We start from the raw sequence: 14,731 nt of genomic DNA on the forward strand, positions 1-14,731 counted from the left end.
CGTCGGAAGCGTCAGTGGTTTACAAGCGCCTGGTGTCGCGCCTGTCCTCGTCCCTGCCGGCGGGGGCGGCCTCACGGGCCGCACCCACCGGCCGGAGCTTCACGGACACGTCGGTCGGTCAGCCGTGCAGCCCCGTGGCGAGGTCGTCGAGGGACCACCAGGTCCCCGACTGCCACTCGCGGCCGTGCCAGGCGGCACGGCGCGCACCGAGCGGGTCGTCGGCCGCGCGGGGCCCGGCGGGGCCGAAGATCATGGTGGTGCGCCGGCCGGTGGTGTACGCGGGCCAGTCCGGCAGCCCACCGGCGGAAGGGGTCCCGGCGGTGACGAAGGCTCCGAAGGCCTCGTGGAGCCGGCCGTTGACACCCGGACCGCCGAACCACATCGGGTTGCCGTCCGTACCGTGGATCGCGGGCAGGCTCCCTCCGGGGGCGACGCTCGGCGGGAGCCCGGTCAGGGGCATGTCGTACCGGGAGCGCCAGACGGGCGCGTGGGCGGACTGGGCGTCGGCGAGGCGCGTCGTGGGCATTGCGTACCGCTCGTCGGTCATCACGTCGACCCGCAACTGGACCGGATCACCGGCCGGTTCGGACGGGTCCCGCGTGTACGCGGCGAGGATGCGGTCGCGCTCGGCGGCGCCGAAGTACTCCTCCAGGACGCGGTCCGCCTGCTCGGCCGCGTCGGGAGAGAGCAGTTGGTAGAGCGCGCATTCGTTGACGCATGTCTGGGCCAGCAGCGCGACCCCCGCGGCGGCGCCCGCGGCGAGGGCGTCCAAGGGCCTGCGGGTGAGGGCGAGTCCGTCGAGGGAGGGGCGCCACAGCCAGGCGGCCCGCACCCCCTCGCCGACCGCGTTCTGCGCGTCGAGGACGTCCTCCGCGGGTGCCTTGCGGATGTCGTCCGCCACCCCGGCTCCCAGCACGCGCAGGAACCGCCGGGACAGTGCGGCGTCCTGGGCCCGGTCGGCGACGTGGTCGGCTCCGCCGCTCGACGAGACGGCCTGGTGGACCATGCCCCGGGTGAGGGGCGAGGCGAGCAGGTTGGCGACGGACTTGGCGCCCGCGGACAGGCCGTAGAGCGTGATCCGCTCCGGGTCGCCGCCGAATCCGGCGATGTTCTCGCGGACCCAGCGCAGGGCGGCGATCTGGTCGTGCAGGCCGAAGGCGCCGGTGTGCGCCTCCCCGTCCAGCGCGAGGAACCCCAGTGCTCCCAGACGGTAGTTGAACGTCACCACGACCACGCCGTGGGCGCGTGCGAAAACCGCGCCGTCCCCGGCGATGTCGGTGCCGGTACCGACCTGGTAGCCGCCGCCGTGGATCCACAGCAGTACGGGACGGTCCTCGGCACCGGCCGGAGCCGTCACATTGAGGTAGAGACAGTCCTCCGACGGTTCGGGCAGCGCGGGTGCCTCGGCCGCCCGGGGGTCGGTCGTCGCGGCGGGCAGCAGCATGGGCGGCTGCGGGGCGGGCGCCCCATAGGCCGTGGCGTCGCGCACACCGCTCCACGCCTCGGGGCGTCCCGGCGGACGCAGGCGCAGCGCACCCACGGGAGGGGCCGCGTAGGGGATGCCGCGCCAGCCGAGGACGCCGTCGCCGATCTCGGCTCCGCGCACCTTGCCGCCGGCGGTTTCCACGACGTACGCCGCCGCGCCGGACCGTGACGTCCTCCCCCTCATGCCGTCCTCCTGTCATACGTTCGGGACCGGTCGTGCGGTCGAGACCTGTCGTGCGGTCCGAACCGGTCGTACGTGCGGCCCCGCGCCGTGGGCCCCGCGCACCGGCCGGCCGCCTCGTCCGTCCCCTGCCACCGGTCCCGGCCGGGCATCCCCCGCCGAGGCGGTTCGGCCCGGGGCCGGCGGCGACGGGGAGCCGGCGACGGTGCCGTGCGCACCGGCGCACGCAGGGCCGGTCACCACCCGCGGCTCCCTTCCCGGGTCCAGTGCCCGCCACAGCCACCGGGGAACCCGTGCACGGCTCGCCGTCGTCGCCGATCGGCGCACCGGATGCGGACCGGGCCGGCCTGGCCGATCCCGGCGCGGAGTTGTCGGCGAACGTGGGCGCGGGCCGGCGCCGCCCTCCCCCGCGTTCCAGCCCCGCCCTCGGCCGTTCAGGTGAGACCCGGAGCCGGTGCGGCACCGGGAGGCCCGGCCCGGACCGCGGGACCGGCGTCCCGAGCGTGTCGGGGTGTGCGCGGACCGACGGCTCCTGCGCGCAGAGGGACGCCCCTCGACCGGGGGCCGAGGGGCGTCCTTCGTGCGGGGTGAAGCGGGTCAGTGCTTGTCGCGGAGTGAGTCGCGAGCACCTGCGGCCTTGCCGCGCGCCTTCTCCGCGGCTTCGCGGACGTTGGCCTTGGCCTGGTCGGTCTTGCCCTCGGCTTCCATGCGCTCGTTGCCGGTGGCCTTGCCCGCCATCTCCTTGGCCTTGCCCTTGGCCTTGTCCATGGAACTCTTGCCCATGATCACTCCTTGGTTGGGGGGATACGCCTGCCACGCTAGGGGCGGTCCGCGGCTCCCGCATCCGGAGCGGGCGGGGGCCTCGGCCGACGGGAGGAAGCCCACCTCCCGTGACCTGCCGGGACCACGCGCTCCGCCCCCGCTCGTGGGAGACATCCCGCTCCGACCGCACGGTGACGCTACGGGTAGCCTTCCCCGGTGAAACGCATCCTCGTGGCCGGCATCACCGGGGCCGGAAAGACCACCATGGCCCAAGCCCTCGCCGCCCGGCTCCAGTTGCCCTTCCACGAGATGGACGCGCTGAAGTTCACCGGCCCGCAGTGGGCGTCCAACCCCGACCTGCGGGAGCAGGTGGCCACGATCGCGGCCACCCCGGGATGGGTCTTCGACTCCTTCGGCTACCCGGAGGTCCGCGATCTGCTGTGGACGCACGCCGACACGGTGATCTGGCTCGACTACCCGAAATCCGTGATCATGCCCCGCATCCTGCGCAGGTCGTTGCGACGGACCCTGCTGCGCGAGCGCATCTTCGGCGGCAACGTGGAGACTCTGTCCGACTGGTTCAGAAGGGACCACCCGGCCTGGTGGGCCTGGTCCCAGCACGGCGCACGGCGGTCTGAGATCGGCCGGCGCACCCACGATCCCCGCTTCGCACCGCTCCACGTCATCCGCTTCAGCTCACCACGGCGAGCGGACGCATGGCTGCGAAGCCTGAGCGAGGGCGCCCCCGGGGCCTGACAGGACGACAGGGCGACGGCACGACGACGAGCGGGCCCGCACGGATGCCGGGCACCGCGCGCCGGCCGCGGACTCGGCCGCCCGGCGGCGGACGACCACCGGTGCGCGGATCCGGCCTGGTCCGGGGACGGTTCAGACGGGCAGTCTCGGCACGCTGTCGAGCAGACGGCGGGTGTAGGGGTGCGCGGGGTCGCCCAGCACCTGGTCGGTGTCGCCCTGCTCGACGACGTGGCCGCGTTCCAGTACGGCGGTGCGCTCGCACAGGGACGCGACGACCGACAGGTCGTGGGAGACCATCACGATCGTGAGTCCCTGTTCCCGCTTGAGGTCGGCGAGCAGGTCGACGACCTTGACCCGGGTGGTGACGTCGAGCGCGCTGACGGGTTCGTCGGCCAGCAGCACCCGCGGGTGGCACACCGTGGCGCGGGCGATGGCGATGCGCTGCCGCTGTCCCCCGGAGAACTCGTGCGGGTAGCGGTCCGCCGCGTCGGCGGGCAGACCGACCCGCTCCAGGGCGGCCGCCGCCTTCGGTACCGCGCCGGCCCGGGTGTCGATGCCCAGCGAGCGCAGGGGTTCCGCCACGATGGCGCCCACGCGACGGCGTGGGTCGAGTGAGGAGTAGGGGTCCTGGAAGACGCACTGCACGCTGCTGCGGAAGCGGCGCAGCTGCCGCCGGTCGCGCAGCGACAGGTCGGCGCCGTCGAAGCGGACGCTTCCCGCCGTGGGGCGGGTCAGGCCCAGCAGCAGCCGCAGCAGCGTCGTCTTGCCCGCCCCCGACTCGCCGACGAGGGCGAGGCTGTGCCCGGCCTCGACGGTGAGCGAGACGTCCTCGACGACGTTGGCGGCGCTCCCCCGGTGGCGCAGCGCCACGTCCTTCAGTTCCAGTACGGGCGTCACCGCGCGCTCCTCAGGTCCAGGGCCGACTGCAGTCTGCGGGCGCTGGCCACGAGCGCTTCGGTGTACTCCTCGCGCGGGGAGCGGATGAGAGTGCGGACGGGGCCCTCCTCGACGGCCCGGCCGTCCTTCATGACCAGGGCGCGATCGGTCACCCTGGCCACGACCGCGAGGTCGTGGCTGACGAAGAGCACCGCCATCTCCCGTTCCCGGACGAGGGTGTCGAGGAGGTCGAGCATCTCCGCCTGCACGGACACGTCCAGCGCGGTGGTCGGCTCGTCGGCGATCAGCAGTCTGGGCGCGCACGCCAGGGCCATGGCCAGGGCGACGCGCTGTCGCTGTCCGCCGGAGATCTCGTGCGGAAAGGCGCGGGCGATCCGTTCGGGTTCCGGCAGCCGCACCTGGGCCAGCGCGTCACGTACGGCGTCACGCAGGGCCGCTCCCCTCAGACCGGTGTGCCGGCGCAGGGGTTCGGCGATCTGGCGGCCCAGCCGCATCAGCGGGTCGAGCGCGGTCAGCGGCTCCTGGAAGACGACGGCGGCGTCCCGGCCGCGTACGGAGGTGAGCGTCTTCTCGGTGGCCCCCACGATCTGCGTGCCCGCGAGGTCGATGCCGCCGGTGACGGTCATGCCGTCGGGCAGCAGGCCGAGCACGGCGAGGGTGGTGAGCGACTTGCCGGACCCGGACTCGCCGATGAGCCCGAGCCGTTCGCCGCTCGCCACGGTGAAGGAGAGGTCGTCGACCAGGGTCCGGCCGTCCGCCGCGGCGACGGTCAGGCCACGTACGTCGAGGAGGGTCATGTGCGCCTCCGGCGGGTCGCCGGGTCGAGGGTGTCCCGCACGCCGTCGGCGATGAGGTTGACACCGATCACGAGCAGGACGAGCAGGATGCCCGGGGCGAGGGCCCCGGCGGGGGCCGTGGTGAAGGTGGCCTGCGCCTCCTGGAGCATGCGGCCCCACGAGGCGTTGGGCGGCGGTGCGCCCAGGCCCAGGTACGACAGGCCGGCCTCGGCCAGCACGGCGAGGCCGAACTGGAGGGCGAGGTTGACCACGAGGGTGGGCCAGATGTTGGGCAGGACGTGGCCGAGCACCGTACGCGGCCAGAAGGTGCCGGAGGTGCGGGCGGCGGTGATGTAGTCCTGCGCCAGGACCCGTTTGACCAGGATGCGCACCAGGCGGGCGACGACGGCGCTCTGCGCCAGCCCGATCGCGAGGATCGCGGAACCCAGGGTCGCCGAGCGCGCCGCGACGATGAGCATCGCGAGGAGCAGCGTGGGAAACGCGATCAGGATGTCGAGGAACGCGGAGAGCGTGTCGTCGAGCCAGCCCTGCGCGAACGCCGCGAGCACGCCCAGGGTGACGCCGATGGCGGCGGCGAGGAGCACCGAGCCGAGGCCGGCCTCGACGGCGATCCGTGAGCCGGTCATGACCTGGGTGAACAGGTCGCGCCCGAGCTTGTCGGTGCCCAGCAGGTGTCCACCGCCGGGTCCGGCGAGCCGTCCGCCGGAGGTGTCGTCCGCGGAGTAGGGCAGCCAGAACAGGGAGACCAGGGCGAGCAGGGCGATGAGTCCGGCGAGGACGCAGCCGACGACGAGCGTGGCGGAACGGCCGGATCGCCGGCGGCCCGGCGGTGCCTTCGCCGCCGGCACCGTTGCGAGCACGTCGGGCGGGGTCATCGGGCACCTCCGGAGAGTCGTCCCCGCAGCCGTGGGTCGACGACCCGCTGGACGAGGTCGGCGACGAATCCGATGAGCAGGACGGCGAGCGTGGAGACGAACAGGACGGCCTGGATGACGGGGTAGTCGTGCTGGGCGATGCCGGTGGCGAGCATCGAGCCGAGGCCCGGCAGCGCGTACACGGACTCCACGACGACCGCGCCGAGCAGGGTGGAGGCGAGTTCGATGGCGAGGACGGAGATCACGGGCACGGAGCTGTTGCGCAGGCCGTGCCGCCACATGGCCCGCCCGAAGGACGATCCGAGGGCGCGGGCGGTGCGCAGGTAGTCGCTGCCGAGGACGTCGAGGGTGGCGGAGCGGACGTAGCGGATCAGCGAGGCGCTCATCACCAGGGCGATGGTGACGACGGGCAGCACGAGGGAACGGATCGCGTCGGCGGGCTGCGACCAGCCGTCCGGGGGGAAGCCGCCGGCCGGGAGCCAGCCCGCGTTCAGCGCGAACACGGCGATGAGGATCATGCCGAGCCAGAACACCGGTATGGCGATGCCCAGTTGGGACACACCGCTGAGGAGCGCGCCGTACCAGGTGCGTCGCTTGTACGCGGCCACGAACCCGGCCGGCACCGCGATGAGGACGGCGAGGACGAAGGCGGCGAGGGTCAGCGGGACGGTGACGTCGAGCCGGGAGGTGACCTCGGGTCCGACGGGCAGTGCGCTGACGAAGGAGGTGCCGAGGTCACCGTGGGCCAGTTGTCCGAGCCAGTGCGTGAACTGTTCGGGCAGCGGCCTGTCGGACCCGATGGAGTGCCGTGCCGCGGCGATCTGCTCGGGGCTGGCGCCCACCGAGGTGAGCGCGTTGGCCGGGTCGCCCGGGAGCAGGCGCAGCAGGACGAACAGCACGACGCTCGCCAGGGCCAGCGACACGACGAGGAAGGCCAGTCGGCGCAGGAGGTAGCGCGCCATCAGCCCTTCTTCTTGATGTCGCAGGCGTAGAACTGCGAGTTGAGTCCGTTGAGCGGGTAGTCCGAGAGCTTGCTGCTCGCGACGACGATCTGCGGGTAGAGGTACAGCCAGTCGCTGGCCGCGTCCGCGGCGGTCTTCTCGTTGACCTTCTTCAGCAGCGCGGTCTGCTCGGCGGTGGTGGAGGCCTCCTCGGCCTGCTCGACCCACTGCGTGACCTGCTTGTTGTCGTAACCCCAGTAGAAGTCGGGGTTGCCGTACCAGACGAGGTCACGATCGTTGACGTGCTCCTGGAGCGTGGCCGTGAAGTCGTGGTTCTTGTAGACCTTCGTGTACCACTCGTCGGGCGTGATCGTGTTGATCTTGACGGTGATGCCGACCTTGGCGAGCTGGGACTTGATGAAGGTCGCGGCGGTGGGGTGGGGGTCGTAGTTCGGGGTGTCGAGGGTGAAGGTGAAGCCCTTGGCGTATCCGGCCTCGGAGAGCAGCTGCTTGGCGTGCGTCGGGTCGTAGGCGTTGACCTTGGTGAGGTCCTCGTACCAGGGGTCGGTGGGCGGCACCATCGAGCCGATGGGCTTTCCGTAGCCGGCCCAGACCGACTCCAGCAGCTTCTTGTCGTCGATGGCGGAGGACACGGCCTGGCGCACCTTGACGTCGGTGAAGGGCTTGGCCTTGTCGTTGAAGGCGAGCAGCAGCTTGGTGGTCGAGTTGCCGTCGTTGACCTTGTAGTTCTGGTTGCTCTTGAACTGGTCCAGGGCGTCGGGCGACTGCTCGCTGGTGACCACGTCGACGGCGTTGGTCAGCAGCGCGTTGTTGAGCGCCGTGGCGTCCTTGTAGTAGTGGAAGACGACCTGCTGGTTGGCGGCGGCGTGGCCCCAGTAGCCGGCGTACCGGTTCAGTCCGAGGGCCGAGCCGCGCGTCCACTTGCCCAGCTTGTACGGGCCGGTTCCGTCCTCGGTCGTCTTCAGGTTCTTGGCCTGGGAGTTGATGATCCACACGTAGGAGAGGTTGTAGACGAAGGAGATCGACTTCTTCGACAGCGTGACCTTGACGGTCCGCTGGTCGGGGGTGGCGATGTCCTTGACGACCTCGAGGTTGCTCTTGCGGGCGGACTGGGAGTCGTCCGCGAGCACCTTCTCCAGGCTGTACTTGACGTCCTGGCTGGTGAGGGCCTTGCCGCTGTGGAACTTCACACCGTCGCGAAGGGTGAAGGTGTAGGTGAGTCCGTCGCCGCTGACCTTGTAGTCCTGGGCGAGGAGCTTCTCCACCTTGCCGTCGTCGGTGAGCTTGAACAGCCCTTCGTAGACGTTGCCGTTGAGGGCCTCGGTGACGCCCTGGCCGCCGCCCGCGGTGTTGTCGAGGTTCTGCGGCTCGTAGAGGGAGCCGATGTTGACGGTGGCGTTCTTGTCGTAGGAGCCGCCCGTGGCACCGCTGCCCGTGCCGGAGCCGCCGCAGGCGGTCAGGGTCAGTGCGAGGGTGGCCGCCGTCGCGGTGCCGTACAGGGTCGTCTTCTTGATGCTCATGGTGAGGAGGCGCTTTCGTGCTGCGGTGCGGGAGGCTGCGGGACGGTCAGTGCTGCGCGGCGAAGCCGGCGCGGAAGACGGGGAGCTTCTCGCCCGCCTCGACGGGCAGGTGGAAGCGGTTCTGCCGCGGCGGCATCGGACAGTTGTACTGGTCCGAGAACCCGCAGGGCGGTACGAAGGCGCGGTTGAAGTCGAGGAAGACGCGGTGCTCGTCCGCCGTGCGCTGGACGAAGAGGAAGCGGCCCGCGCCGTACGTGGTGTCCCCGTTGGTGGGGTCGCCGAAGACGAGCAGCAGGGTTCCGTCATCGTCGAAGGCGCTGAGGGTGTACGCGCGGCCGTCGACGGTGAGGGTGATGTCGCCGGGGACGACCAGGTCGCGGGAGCCACCGTTGTCCCTGATGTGCTCGAAGGACACACGCCGGGCGCCGGACACGGGCGTGTAGGTCGCGTGCAGCACCCAGGCGGGGTCGTAGGGGAAGGCGTCGACCCGGTCGAAGTGGCGGATGGCGGGCGCGTCCGCGTCCCAGAAGCGCAGGCCGTCCTCGGACCCGCCGGTGACGAGATCCGTACGCCGCAGCGCGGTGACCGTCACGGTGTCGCCGCGACCGGCCCCGGCCTTCTCCGCGTCCGGGTCCGCGCCGGCGGGGAGCCAGCGGGTCTCGACGAGGGCGAGGTTCCCGGACGGCGAGGTGAGGGCCCGGTGACGCTCGGCGCGCCAGGCGTGCCACTGTCCGACGGCGTCGACGGGGGGCTGGTCAGCGAGGGAGTGGGACACGGTGGACTCATTCACTTGGACGGGTCGCCGGCCTCACGCCGCGAGGGTCTCGCCGCGCACATGAATGGCCAAAGCAACTTCTTTATCATCCATAAGAGGATCTAATGTCAAATGCCAGAGTCACATGGTGAGACAGCCCGGTGTGGCGGTTCTCTCAGGTCAGCCGAGGTCGAGGAGCTCCTCGTGGAAGCCGCCGAAGCCGCGTGCCCGGTCGACGAGGTGGATCTCCAGGATCCAGTGGCAGACACGTCCGGCGCGATCGGGACGCCGCAGCGGGGTGTCGTTCCCCGGGGCGATGTACGACTCGATGTCGGCGCCGTCGATCTTCTCGTGCGGGAACTCGCCCACCGGATGGCCGGCGTGCCACCCGCCCGGTTCCCAGCCGCGCTGGGTGGCCAGTCGCGCGATCTCGGCGTGCAGGCGGGCGCCGGTGACGTCCGGGTCGGCCTCGAAGGCACGGCGGCCCGCGGCGAACACCTCGGGCAGGTCGTCGCGCAGCCGGTGCTTGACGGGGTCGCCGCCGAGCACGAAGGTGCGGCCGTAGTCGGCCTCCCACTCCTCGAAGATCGGGCCGAAGTCCGCGAAGGCGATGTCGTCCCGGCCGATGACCCGGTCCGGAGGATTCTCCCGGTACGGGTGGAGGGTGTTCGGTCCGGAGCGGACGATGCGCTTGTGCCAGTGGCGCGTCGGACCGAACAGGTCGTTCGCCAGGTCGCGGATCCGGTCACTGACGGCTCGCTCGCCCTCCCCGGGCGCGACCAGGCCCCTCGCCTCGATCTCGGCGAAGAGCCGGGCGGCCTTGGCCTGGGCGTCCAGCAGCCGTGCGGCACGGGCCGTCTCGTCGGTCATGTGTCTCCCCCTCGTCGCGTGTTCCCGCCTTGGTGTGTTCCCGCCTTCGTCGGCCGAGTCCGCGGGCGCGGGCTCCTCCGGCGCCTCAGCAGGTGCGGACCGCGCGCGCCAGGAAGTACGCCGAATCGTCCTCGTAGCGGTCGAGTTGCCAGCCGCTGCCGTCCAGCAGGGGCCGCAGGTTCGGCTCGCCCAGCGGGTCGTCGGGGCTCAGCGGGCGGCCGTGGCGGCGGGCGCGTTCGGCGCGGCCCGAGGGATGGAAGAGGAGCAGCGCGCCACCGGGAGCGGTGACCCTCGCCCACTCGCGCAGGGCGGCCTTCGGGTCGGGGAGGTGGTCGAGCAGTCCGGCGGTGAAGATCCCGTCCACCGCGCCGGGCGGCAGCGGCAGGCGATGACAGTCGGCGAGCAGCAGACACCCCTGGCCCTCGCGGCCCTCGCGGGCGGCGGTCACGAGCATGGCCGACGTGACGTCCACGCCCAGCACCGTCCCTTTGTCCCCCACCGCCGCACGCAGGGCGGGCAGGGCACGTCCGGTGCCGCAGCCCAGGTCCAGGGCCGTCTGGCCGGGGCTCAGTCCCAGGCGGGCCACGGCCGCCTCGTACCGCGGGCCGTCGGCGGCGAAGCGTGTCTCCCAGGCAGCGGCCTTCGGGGTGAAGAAGGTCCGGGTCGCGGTGCGTTCGGCCCGCGCGGCCACCAGCGCCGCGAACCTCCCGAACACCCGGTCCCGGTGCGGGGCCAGTGCGGCCAGCTCGACCGGCGCGGCCTCCCGCAGCCCCGGAGCGGTGGCGGCCTCCTCCGGGAACGCCGCCGCGAACGCGTCCACGGCCGCCTCGTCGGCCTCCAGATGGAACTGGAGCCCCCACGCGGCCCCGCCGACACGGAAGGCCTGCGCCGGATACCGCTCACAGGACGCCAACGGCACCGCCCCGGGCGGCAGTTCCATGGTGTCGGCGTGCCAGTGGAGTACGCGCAGCCGCTCGGGCGTACCCGTGAACAGCGGGTCCCCGGCCGCCGCCGGACGTGTCCGCACCTCGCCCCAGCCCACCTGCGCCCCGGACCCCGTACGGGCCGTGCCGCCCGCCGCCACCGCCAGCAGCTGCGCACCGAGGCACACACCTAGCACCGGCACCTCTGCGGCCAACGCCGCACGCAGCAGGTCGAGTTCGGCGTGCCGGGTGGGGAAACCGGCGTCGCTGTACGCGGCCATCGGGCCGCCCATCACCACGAGCGCCTCGACTCCGGCCAGACTCTCGGGCACCGGGTCCCCTGCCCACACCCGGCAGGGCCGCATCCGCAGCCCGGCGGCCGCAAGCGCCTCGCCCACCGCGTACGGGCCCTCTTCGCGCAGGTGCTGCATCACCAGTACGCCCACAGCCTCGCCCCCAGTCAGCAGATACGACCCAGACCAGGGTGATTACACCGTACATGCGAGTCAATGTGTGCGGATTGGTTCGTATTCGCTGTCCGGTCGACGGCCGCGTCCGGTGTCCCCCGCCGTGCGCGGGGCACTCCGTCGCCCCCTCCGGGAGCGCCCCGGGCCGACGACCCGTAGCGGGTCAGCCCAGGTAGATGTCCTTGTGCGCGGCGACGAACGTCTCGACCGACTGGGCGGGTTTCCCCGTCAGGCGTTCGACGTCGTCGGACGTCCGGTCGTAGCGGTTCTCGTGGTGCAGCCGGGCCATGGTGGCGATGTGCTGTTCGGTGTGCGGCGGGAGTCCCGCCCGGGCGAGCACCTCGGCCCGCCACCGGTCCAGCGGCACGTCCACATAGGAGACCGGACGCCCGAGGGCGCGCGAGAACTCCTCGGCCATCTCGGTCATGTCGATCGAGCGGGGACCGGTCAGCTCGTAGACGTGGCCGATGTGCGGAGCCGGGTCGAGGAGGACCGCGGCGACCACGCGGGCGACGTCGTCGACGGCGACGGGCGAGGTGCGCCCGGTGCCGAAGGGCAGCGCGATGGTGCCGTTCTCGCGGATGGACCGTGCCGCCAGCGTGGTGAAGAGCGGGTTGTCCAGGAACGACGTGGGACGGATGTGCACGACCGGCAGCCCCGACCAGTTCAGCACCTGCTCGCCCAGCCAGTGCAGCCGCTGCTGGTCCGACTCCGTGGTGCTGGTGGCGGTCATCTGCGAGACCGTCATCTGCGACATGTCGACCAGCACGTCCAGCTCGGCGCAGTCGCGGGCCACGGTGGCCACCACGGTCGTCGCCAGCAGGTGGTCCGGCGACACGGGCATCGCGAAGTACATCTTCCCCACGCCCCGCAGCGCAGCTGCGACGCTCTCCGGGCGGGTCAGGTCGCCGACGACGATCTCGGCGCCGAGCGCGCGCAGCCCGTCCGCACGGTCGTCGTCGTGGCGGACCAGTACCCGGACGGGCGCGTCCTGGGCGCGCAGTCGGTCGAGCACCCCGCGGCCCACGTCACCGGCGTTGGCGAGGAGAACAAGGTCGTTGATGGTCATCGGTCGGCCTCCTGGTGCATCGGTGGGCGGGCGCGTGACTGGGTGGGCGAGGGGGTGGGTGGTCGAGCCGATCCGGGGGAGAGTCGCGTACCTCTCCGGTCCTCCTCCCCCAATCTATGGAGGCCCGCGGAGCCCCGCTTGCCAGGAGGCCCCGCCCCCGCCGGCCCTCGCGCGGGTGCCGTGCGGTCGGGGCGGGCGGCGACGGGGTGACCGTGACCGGCGTGACGGCTTTCAGACGGCGCCCTGGGCGCGCTGTCGCGTCAGACGGGGGCGCAGGGCGAGCAGGAGCGCCGCGACGCAGGCCCACAGGCCGAGCGTGATCACGGGACCTGAGACGTGCGCGCCGTCGAAATAGCTCAGATCGGTGACGGCGCGTACGGCGGCGCCGGGGGGCAGGAGCGCGGAGACGGACCGGGCCGCGGTGGGCAGCAGATCGGCGCCGATGGTGGCACCACTGGTGGCATTGCCGACGGTGAGGAGCAGGAGGGTGGCGACGGGGACGCCCACGGGGCCGAGGTAGGTGCCCAGCAGTTTGGTGGTGAAGGCCGCCGCGGCGGCCAGCAGCGTGAGGGTGACGACCAGCGGGGCGACCGGGGCGGGGACGGCACCGAGAACGGGGCCCGCGATGACCGCGGCGAGGGTGCCGATGGCCACCGAGGCGCCGGCCAGCAGCCAGAACCGGTGGCGCAGGTGCAGCAGGCCCGCCAGTCCGAGCGCGTTCGAGCCGAGGACGAAGCCGGACAGGGTCACGCCGAAGGCCATGTAGAAGCCGGCCAGTCCCCTGGTGTCGAAGTGGGCGAAGGGGACGACGTCCTCGGTCGTGACGTGCTTGCCCGCGCCGTGCGCGTAGGCGCCCACGAGCGTCTTCACGGCCGAGGTGGTGGACGTGCCGTCGGCCCCCGCGATCTCCAGGCGCAGCCCGTCCGGACCGTCCGCACTCAGCGCGGCGACGACGTCATGCCCCTGCACCGCCCGGCGCGCGGCGCCCGCGTCGGCGGCCGGGTGCACCTCGACGGTGTCGCCGAGGGCCTCGTGGATCGCTCCCGACGCGAGAGGCGCGGCGACGGCGATCGGGACCCGATGGGGCTGGGGATCACGCTGGAGGCCGACGTAACAGGAGATGAAGGCCGCTGCGACGACCAGGGAGATCACGGCCGGCTGGAGCCACGCCCTCACCGGCGGCCGGGGGCGGACGGAGCGGGGCGGCTCGGCCACGCTCGAACGTATCTGCTCACGCTCGGGCGCGGCTCCGACGGGGGATTCCATGGCGGGGCTTTCTGGGGAGAGGGCGCGGGAACGGACCGGGCGGGACAGGCACGCCACACCGATCATTAGGAGCATATGCTCCTATTTGCTCGGCGGCAAACGCGTACCCCGGGGGGCCAGCCCTCGCTCAGGCTCCTCGGACCGCCGGACCGGCCGTGCACGGGAGGATCAGCTCGTACGATGGACGGGGAGCCCAGGAGGAGATCATGACCCCCACACCGACGAGCGTCGCCGACCAGTGCAACAACCTGGCGCTGCGCAAGGCGGCCCGATATCTGGGGGCGACGTACGACAAGGCCCTGGCCCCCGTCGGGCTCCGGTCCACGCAGTTCAGCATCCTGCAGAGACTGAGCGCGCACGGCGAGATGACGATCACCAGCCTCGCCGACGCGATCGCCATGGACCGTACGACGATGGCGTCGAACCTCAAGCCGCTCGCACGGGAGGGCCTGGTCACCGTCGAGCCGTCGGCGACCGACCGCCGCGCACGGATAGCCGCCATCACACCGGACGGGCTCTCCCGGCTGAAGGCCGCGCTCCCCCTGTGGAAGGCCGTGCAGGCCCGGTTCGAGGAGAACTTCGGCACCGACGAGGCGGCCCGGCTGCGCGCGTCCCTGAAGGCCGTCCTCGACACCGGCTTCCAGCCCTGGGCCGAGTAGGGCACGGGAACGCCGGTCCGCCGATCACCACGTGCGGCGCCACGGTGGTGCGCCGCCGACTCTCCCAACTCCCCTGCCCGCGGCCCTCGGCGGACGACATGACGGCAGACGGGCCGATCAGGGTGTGCGACGGAGGCGATCGCGTCGGGCGGCCGGACGGAGCACGCCACTTGAGGCGCAGAGAGGCGGGCGGGATTCGCACAACACGCCCGAGGGCCCGCCGTCCGGATCCGGTGCGGCCGAGGCGCGGTGCCTTGTCGAACGCACCGCGTCCCGCCGCATGATCCGAACGACAGGCCCTGGGTCCCGACAGGGTGTCAGGCCCGTTCGAGGGCCGGTGCGCGCCCCCCCACCCCCCCGCCCCCCAGGGGCGCGCCCACCGCGTCTCTATCGGCGGTCCGCGGGGCGCGGCGGGGGGGGGGGGGGGACGGCCCACGCCCCCTCGGGGGTGCGGGCGGGCGCGCGTCCGGTCACGGGACGGCCGGAGC

The 14,731-nt window shown here is 72.5% G+C and carries 14 protein-coding genes; 2 read left to right on the forward strand and 12 right to left on the reverse strand.

All coding sequences use genetic code 11. The features are described 5' to 3' along the window. Positions 1-118: 118 nt before the first annotated feature. Both ACFV2J_RS36170 and ACFV2J_RS36175 read right to left on the reverse strand, forming a co-directional pair. Positions 119-1,669 (reverse strand): carboxylesterase/lipase family protein, encoded by a 1,551-nt coding sequence (locus tag ACFV2J_RS36170; RefSeq protein WP_385095459.1) that lies wholly within the window; start codon positions 1,667-1,669, stop codon positions 119-121. A 594-nt stretch (positions 1,670-2,263) separates the two neighbouring features. Beyond that, positions 2,264-2,449 carry a CsbD family protein gene (locus ACFV2J_RS36175; RefSeq protein ID WP_187285469.1) on the reverse strand — a complete coding sequence of 62 codons (186 nt, stop codon included), beginning with the start codon at positions 2,447-2,449 and terminating at the stop codon, positions 2,264-2,266. Positions 2,450-2,644: 195 nt separating this feature from the next. Between ACFV2J_RS36175 and ACFV2J_RS36180 the strand changes: the two genes are divergently transcribed. Continuing rightward, positions 2,645-3,184 (forward strand): AAA family ATPase, encoded by a 540-nt coding sequence (locus tag ACFV2J_RS36180; RefSeq protein WP_385090132.1) that lies wholly within the window; start codon positions 2,645-2,647, stop codon positions 3,182-3,184. Between the two features lie 132 nt (positions 3,185-3,316). On the opposite strand, the gene ACFV2J_RS36185 is transcribed toward ACFV2J_RS36180, so the two are convergent. From ACFV2J_RS36185 to ACFV2J_RS36230, 10 genes are all read right to left on the reverse strand, one after another. Then, complete coding sequence (locus ACFV2J_RS36185) at positions 3,317-4,081, reverse strand: ABC transporter ATP-binding protein (protein ID WP_385090135.1); 765 nt, start codon at positions 4,079-4,081, stop codon at positions 3,317-3,319. Then, positions 4,078-4,878 carry an ATP-binding cassette domain-containing protein gene (locus tag ACFV2J_RS36190; protein WP_385442701.1) on the reverse strand — a complete coding sequence of 267 codons (801 nt, stop codon included), beginning with the start codon at positions 4,876-4,878 and terminating at the stop codon, positions 4,078-4,080. The genes ACFV2J_RS36185 and ACFV2J_RS36190 overlap by 4 nt, the downstream gene beginning before the upstream one ends. After that, a complete protein-coding gene (locus ACFV2J_RS36195) occupies positions 4,875-5,753 on the reverse strand; it encodes an ABC transporter permease (protein WP_385090141.1) in 879 nt (292 codons plus the stop codon). Before ACFV2J_RS36195 ends, ACFV2J_RS36190 begins: the two co-directional genes overlap by 4 nt. Continuing rightward, positions 5,750-6,715 (reverse strand): ABC transporter permease, encoded by a 966-nt coding sequence (locus tag ACFV2J_RS36200; protein WP_385090144.1) that lies wholly within the window; start codon positions 6,713-6,715, stop codon positions 5,750-5,752. The genes ACFV2J_RS36195 and ACFV2J_RS36200 overlap by 4 nt, the downstream gene beginning before the upstream one ends. After that, positions 6,715-8,235: an ABC transporter substrate-binding protein gene (locus ACFV2J_RS36205; protein WP_385090147.1), complete on the reverse strand. Its 1,521-nt coding sequence runs from the start codon at positions 8,233-8,235 to the stop codon at positions 6,715-6,717. The genes ACFV2J_RS36200 and ACFV2J_RS36205 overlap by 1 nt, the downstream gene beginning before the upstream one ends. 46 nt (positions 8,236-8,281) lie before the next feature. Beyond that, complete coding sequence (locus ACFV2J_RS36210; RefSeq protein ID WP_385442706.1) at positions 8,282-9,010, reverse strand: DUF1684 domain-containing protein; 729 nt, start codon at positions 9,008-9,010, stop codon at positions 8,282-8,284. Between the two features lie 159 nt (positions 9,011-9,169). Then, entirely contained in the window at positions 9,170-9,859 is a 690-nt protein-coding gene (locus ACFV2J_RS36215; protein WP_385442709.1) for a M24 family metallopeptidase, read from the reverse strand. Between the two features lie 85 nt (positions 9,860-9,944). Further along, complete coding sequence (locus ACFV2J_RS36220) at positions 9,945-11,228, reverse strand: methyltransferase domain-containing protein (RefSeq protein ID WP_385090153.1); 1,284 nt, start codon at positions 11,226-11,228, stop codon at positions 9,945-9,947. A gap of 184 nt (positions 11,229-11,412) precedes the next feature. Next, entirely contained in the window at positions 11,413-12,318 is a 906-nt protein-coding gene (locus tag ACFV2J_RS36225; RefSeq protein WP_385090156.1) for an NAD(P)H-binding protein, read from the reverse strand. Positions 12,319-12,549: 231 nt separating this feature from the next. Further along, positions 12,550-13,584 carry a hypothetical protein gene (locus ACFV2J_RS36230; RefSeq protein ID WP_385442713.1) on the reverse strand — a complete coding sequence of 345 codons (1,035 nt, stop codon included), beginning with the start codon at positions 13,582-13,584 and terminating at the stop codon, positions 12,550-12,552. 206 nt (positions 13,585-13,790) lie between these two features. Here ACFV2J_RS36230 and ACFV2J_RS36235 point away from each other — a divergent pair, with 206 nt between their 5' ends. Beyond that, the gene (locus ACFV2J_RS36235; RefSeq protein ID WP_385090162.1) at positions 13,791-14,243 is read left to right on the forward strand and encodes a MarR family winged helix-turn-helix transcriptional regulator; all 453 of its coding nucleotides are present in this window, start codon (positions 13,791-13,793) and stop codon (positions 14,241-14,243) included. Positions 14,244-14,731: the final 488 nt, after the last annotated feature.

This window comes from Streptomyces sp. NPDC059668 (assembly GCF_042734135.1).
In the GTDB taxonomy this organism is placed as follows: Bacteria; Actinomycetota; Actinomycetes; order Streptomycetales; family Streptomycetaceae; genus Streptomyces.

Bases quoted from the DNA above. Each gene is read 5' to 3' on its own strand.
- ACFV2J_RS36215 (WP_385442709.1), bottom strand. From the start codon at position 9,859: ATGACCGACGAGACGGCCCGTGCCGCACGGCTGCTGGACGCCCAGGCC.
- ACFV2J_RS36175 (WP_187285469.1), bottom strand. From the start codon at position 2,449: ATGGGCAAGAGTTCCATGGACAAGGCCAAGGGCAAGGCCAAGGAGATG.
- ACFV2J_RS36200 (WP_385090144.1), bottom strand. From the start codon at position 6,715: ATGGCGCGCTACCTCCTGCGCCGACTGGCCTTCCTCGTCGTGTCGCTG.
- ACFV2J_RS36170 (WP_385095459.1), bottom strand. From the start codon at position 1,669: ATGAGGGGGAGGACGTCACGGTCCGGCGCGGCGGCGTACGTCGTGGAA.
- ACFV2J_RS36230 (WP_385442713.1), bottom strand. From the start codon at position 13,584: ATGGAATCCCCCGTCGGAGCCGCGCCCGAGCGTGAGCAGATACGTTCG.
- ACFV2J_RS36205 (WP_385090147.1), bottom strand. From the start codon at position 8,235: ATGAGCATCAAGAAGACGACCCTGTACGGCACCGCGACGGCGGCCACC.
- ACFV2J_RS36195 (WP_385090141.1), bottom strand. From the start codon at position 5,753: ATGACCCCGCCCGACGTGCTCGCAACGGTGCCGGCGGCGAAGGCACCG.
- ACFV2J_RS36225 (WP_385090156.1), bottom strand. From the start codon at position 12,318: ATGACCATCAACGACCTTGTTCTCCTCGCCAACGCCGGTGACGTGGGC.
- ACFV2J_RS36190 (WP_385442701.1), bottom strand. From the start codon at position 4,878: ATGACCCTCCTCGACGTACGTGGCCTGACCGTCGCCGCGGCGGACGGC.
- ACFV2J_RS36235 (WP_385090162.1), top strand. From the start codon at position 13,791: ATGACCCCCACACCGACGAGCGTCGCCGACCAGTGCAACAACCTGGCG.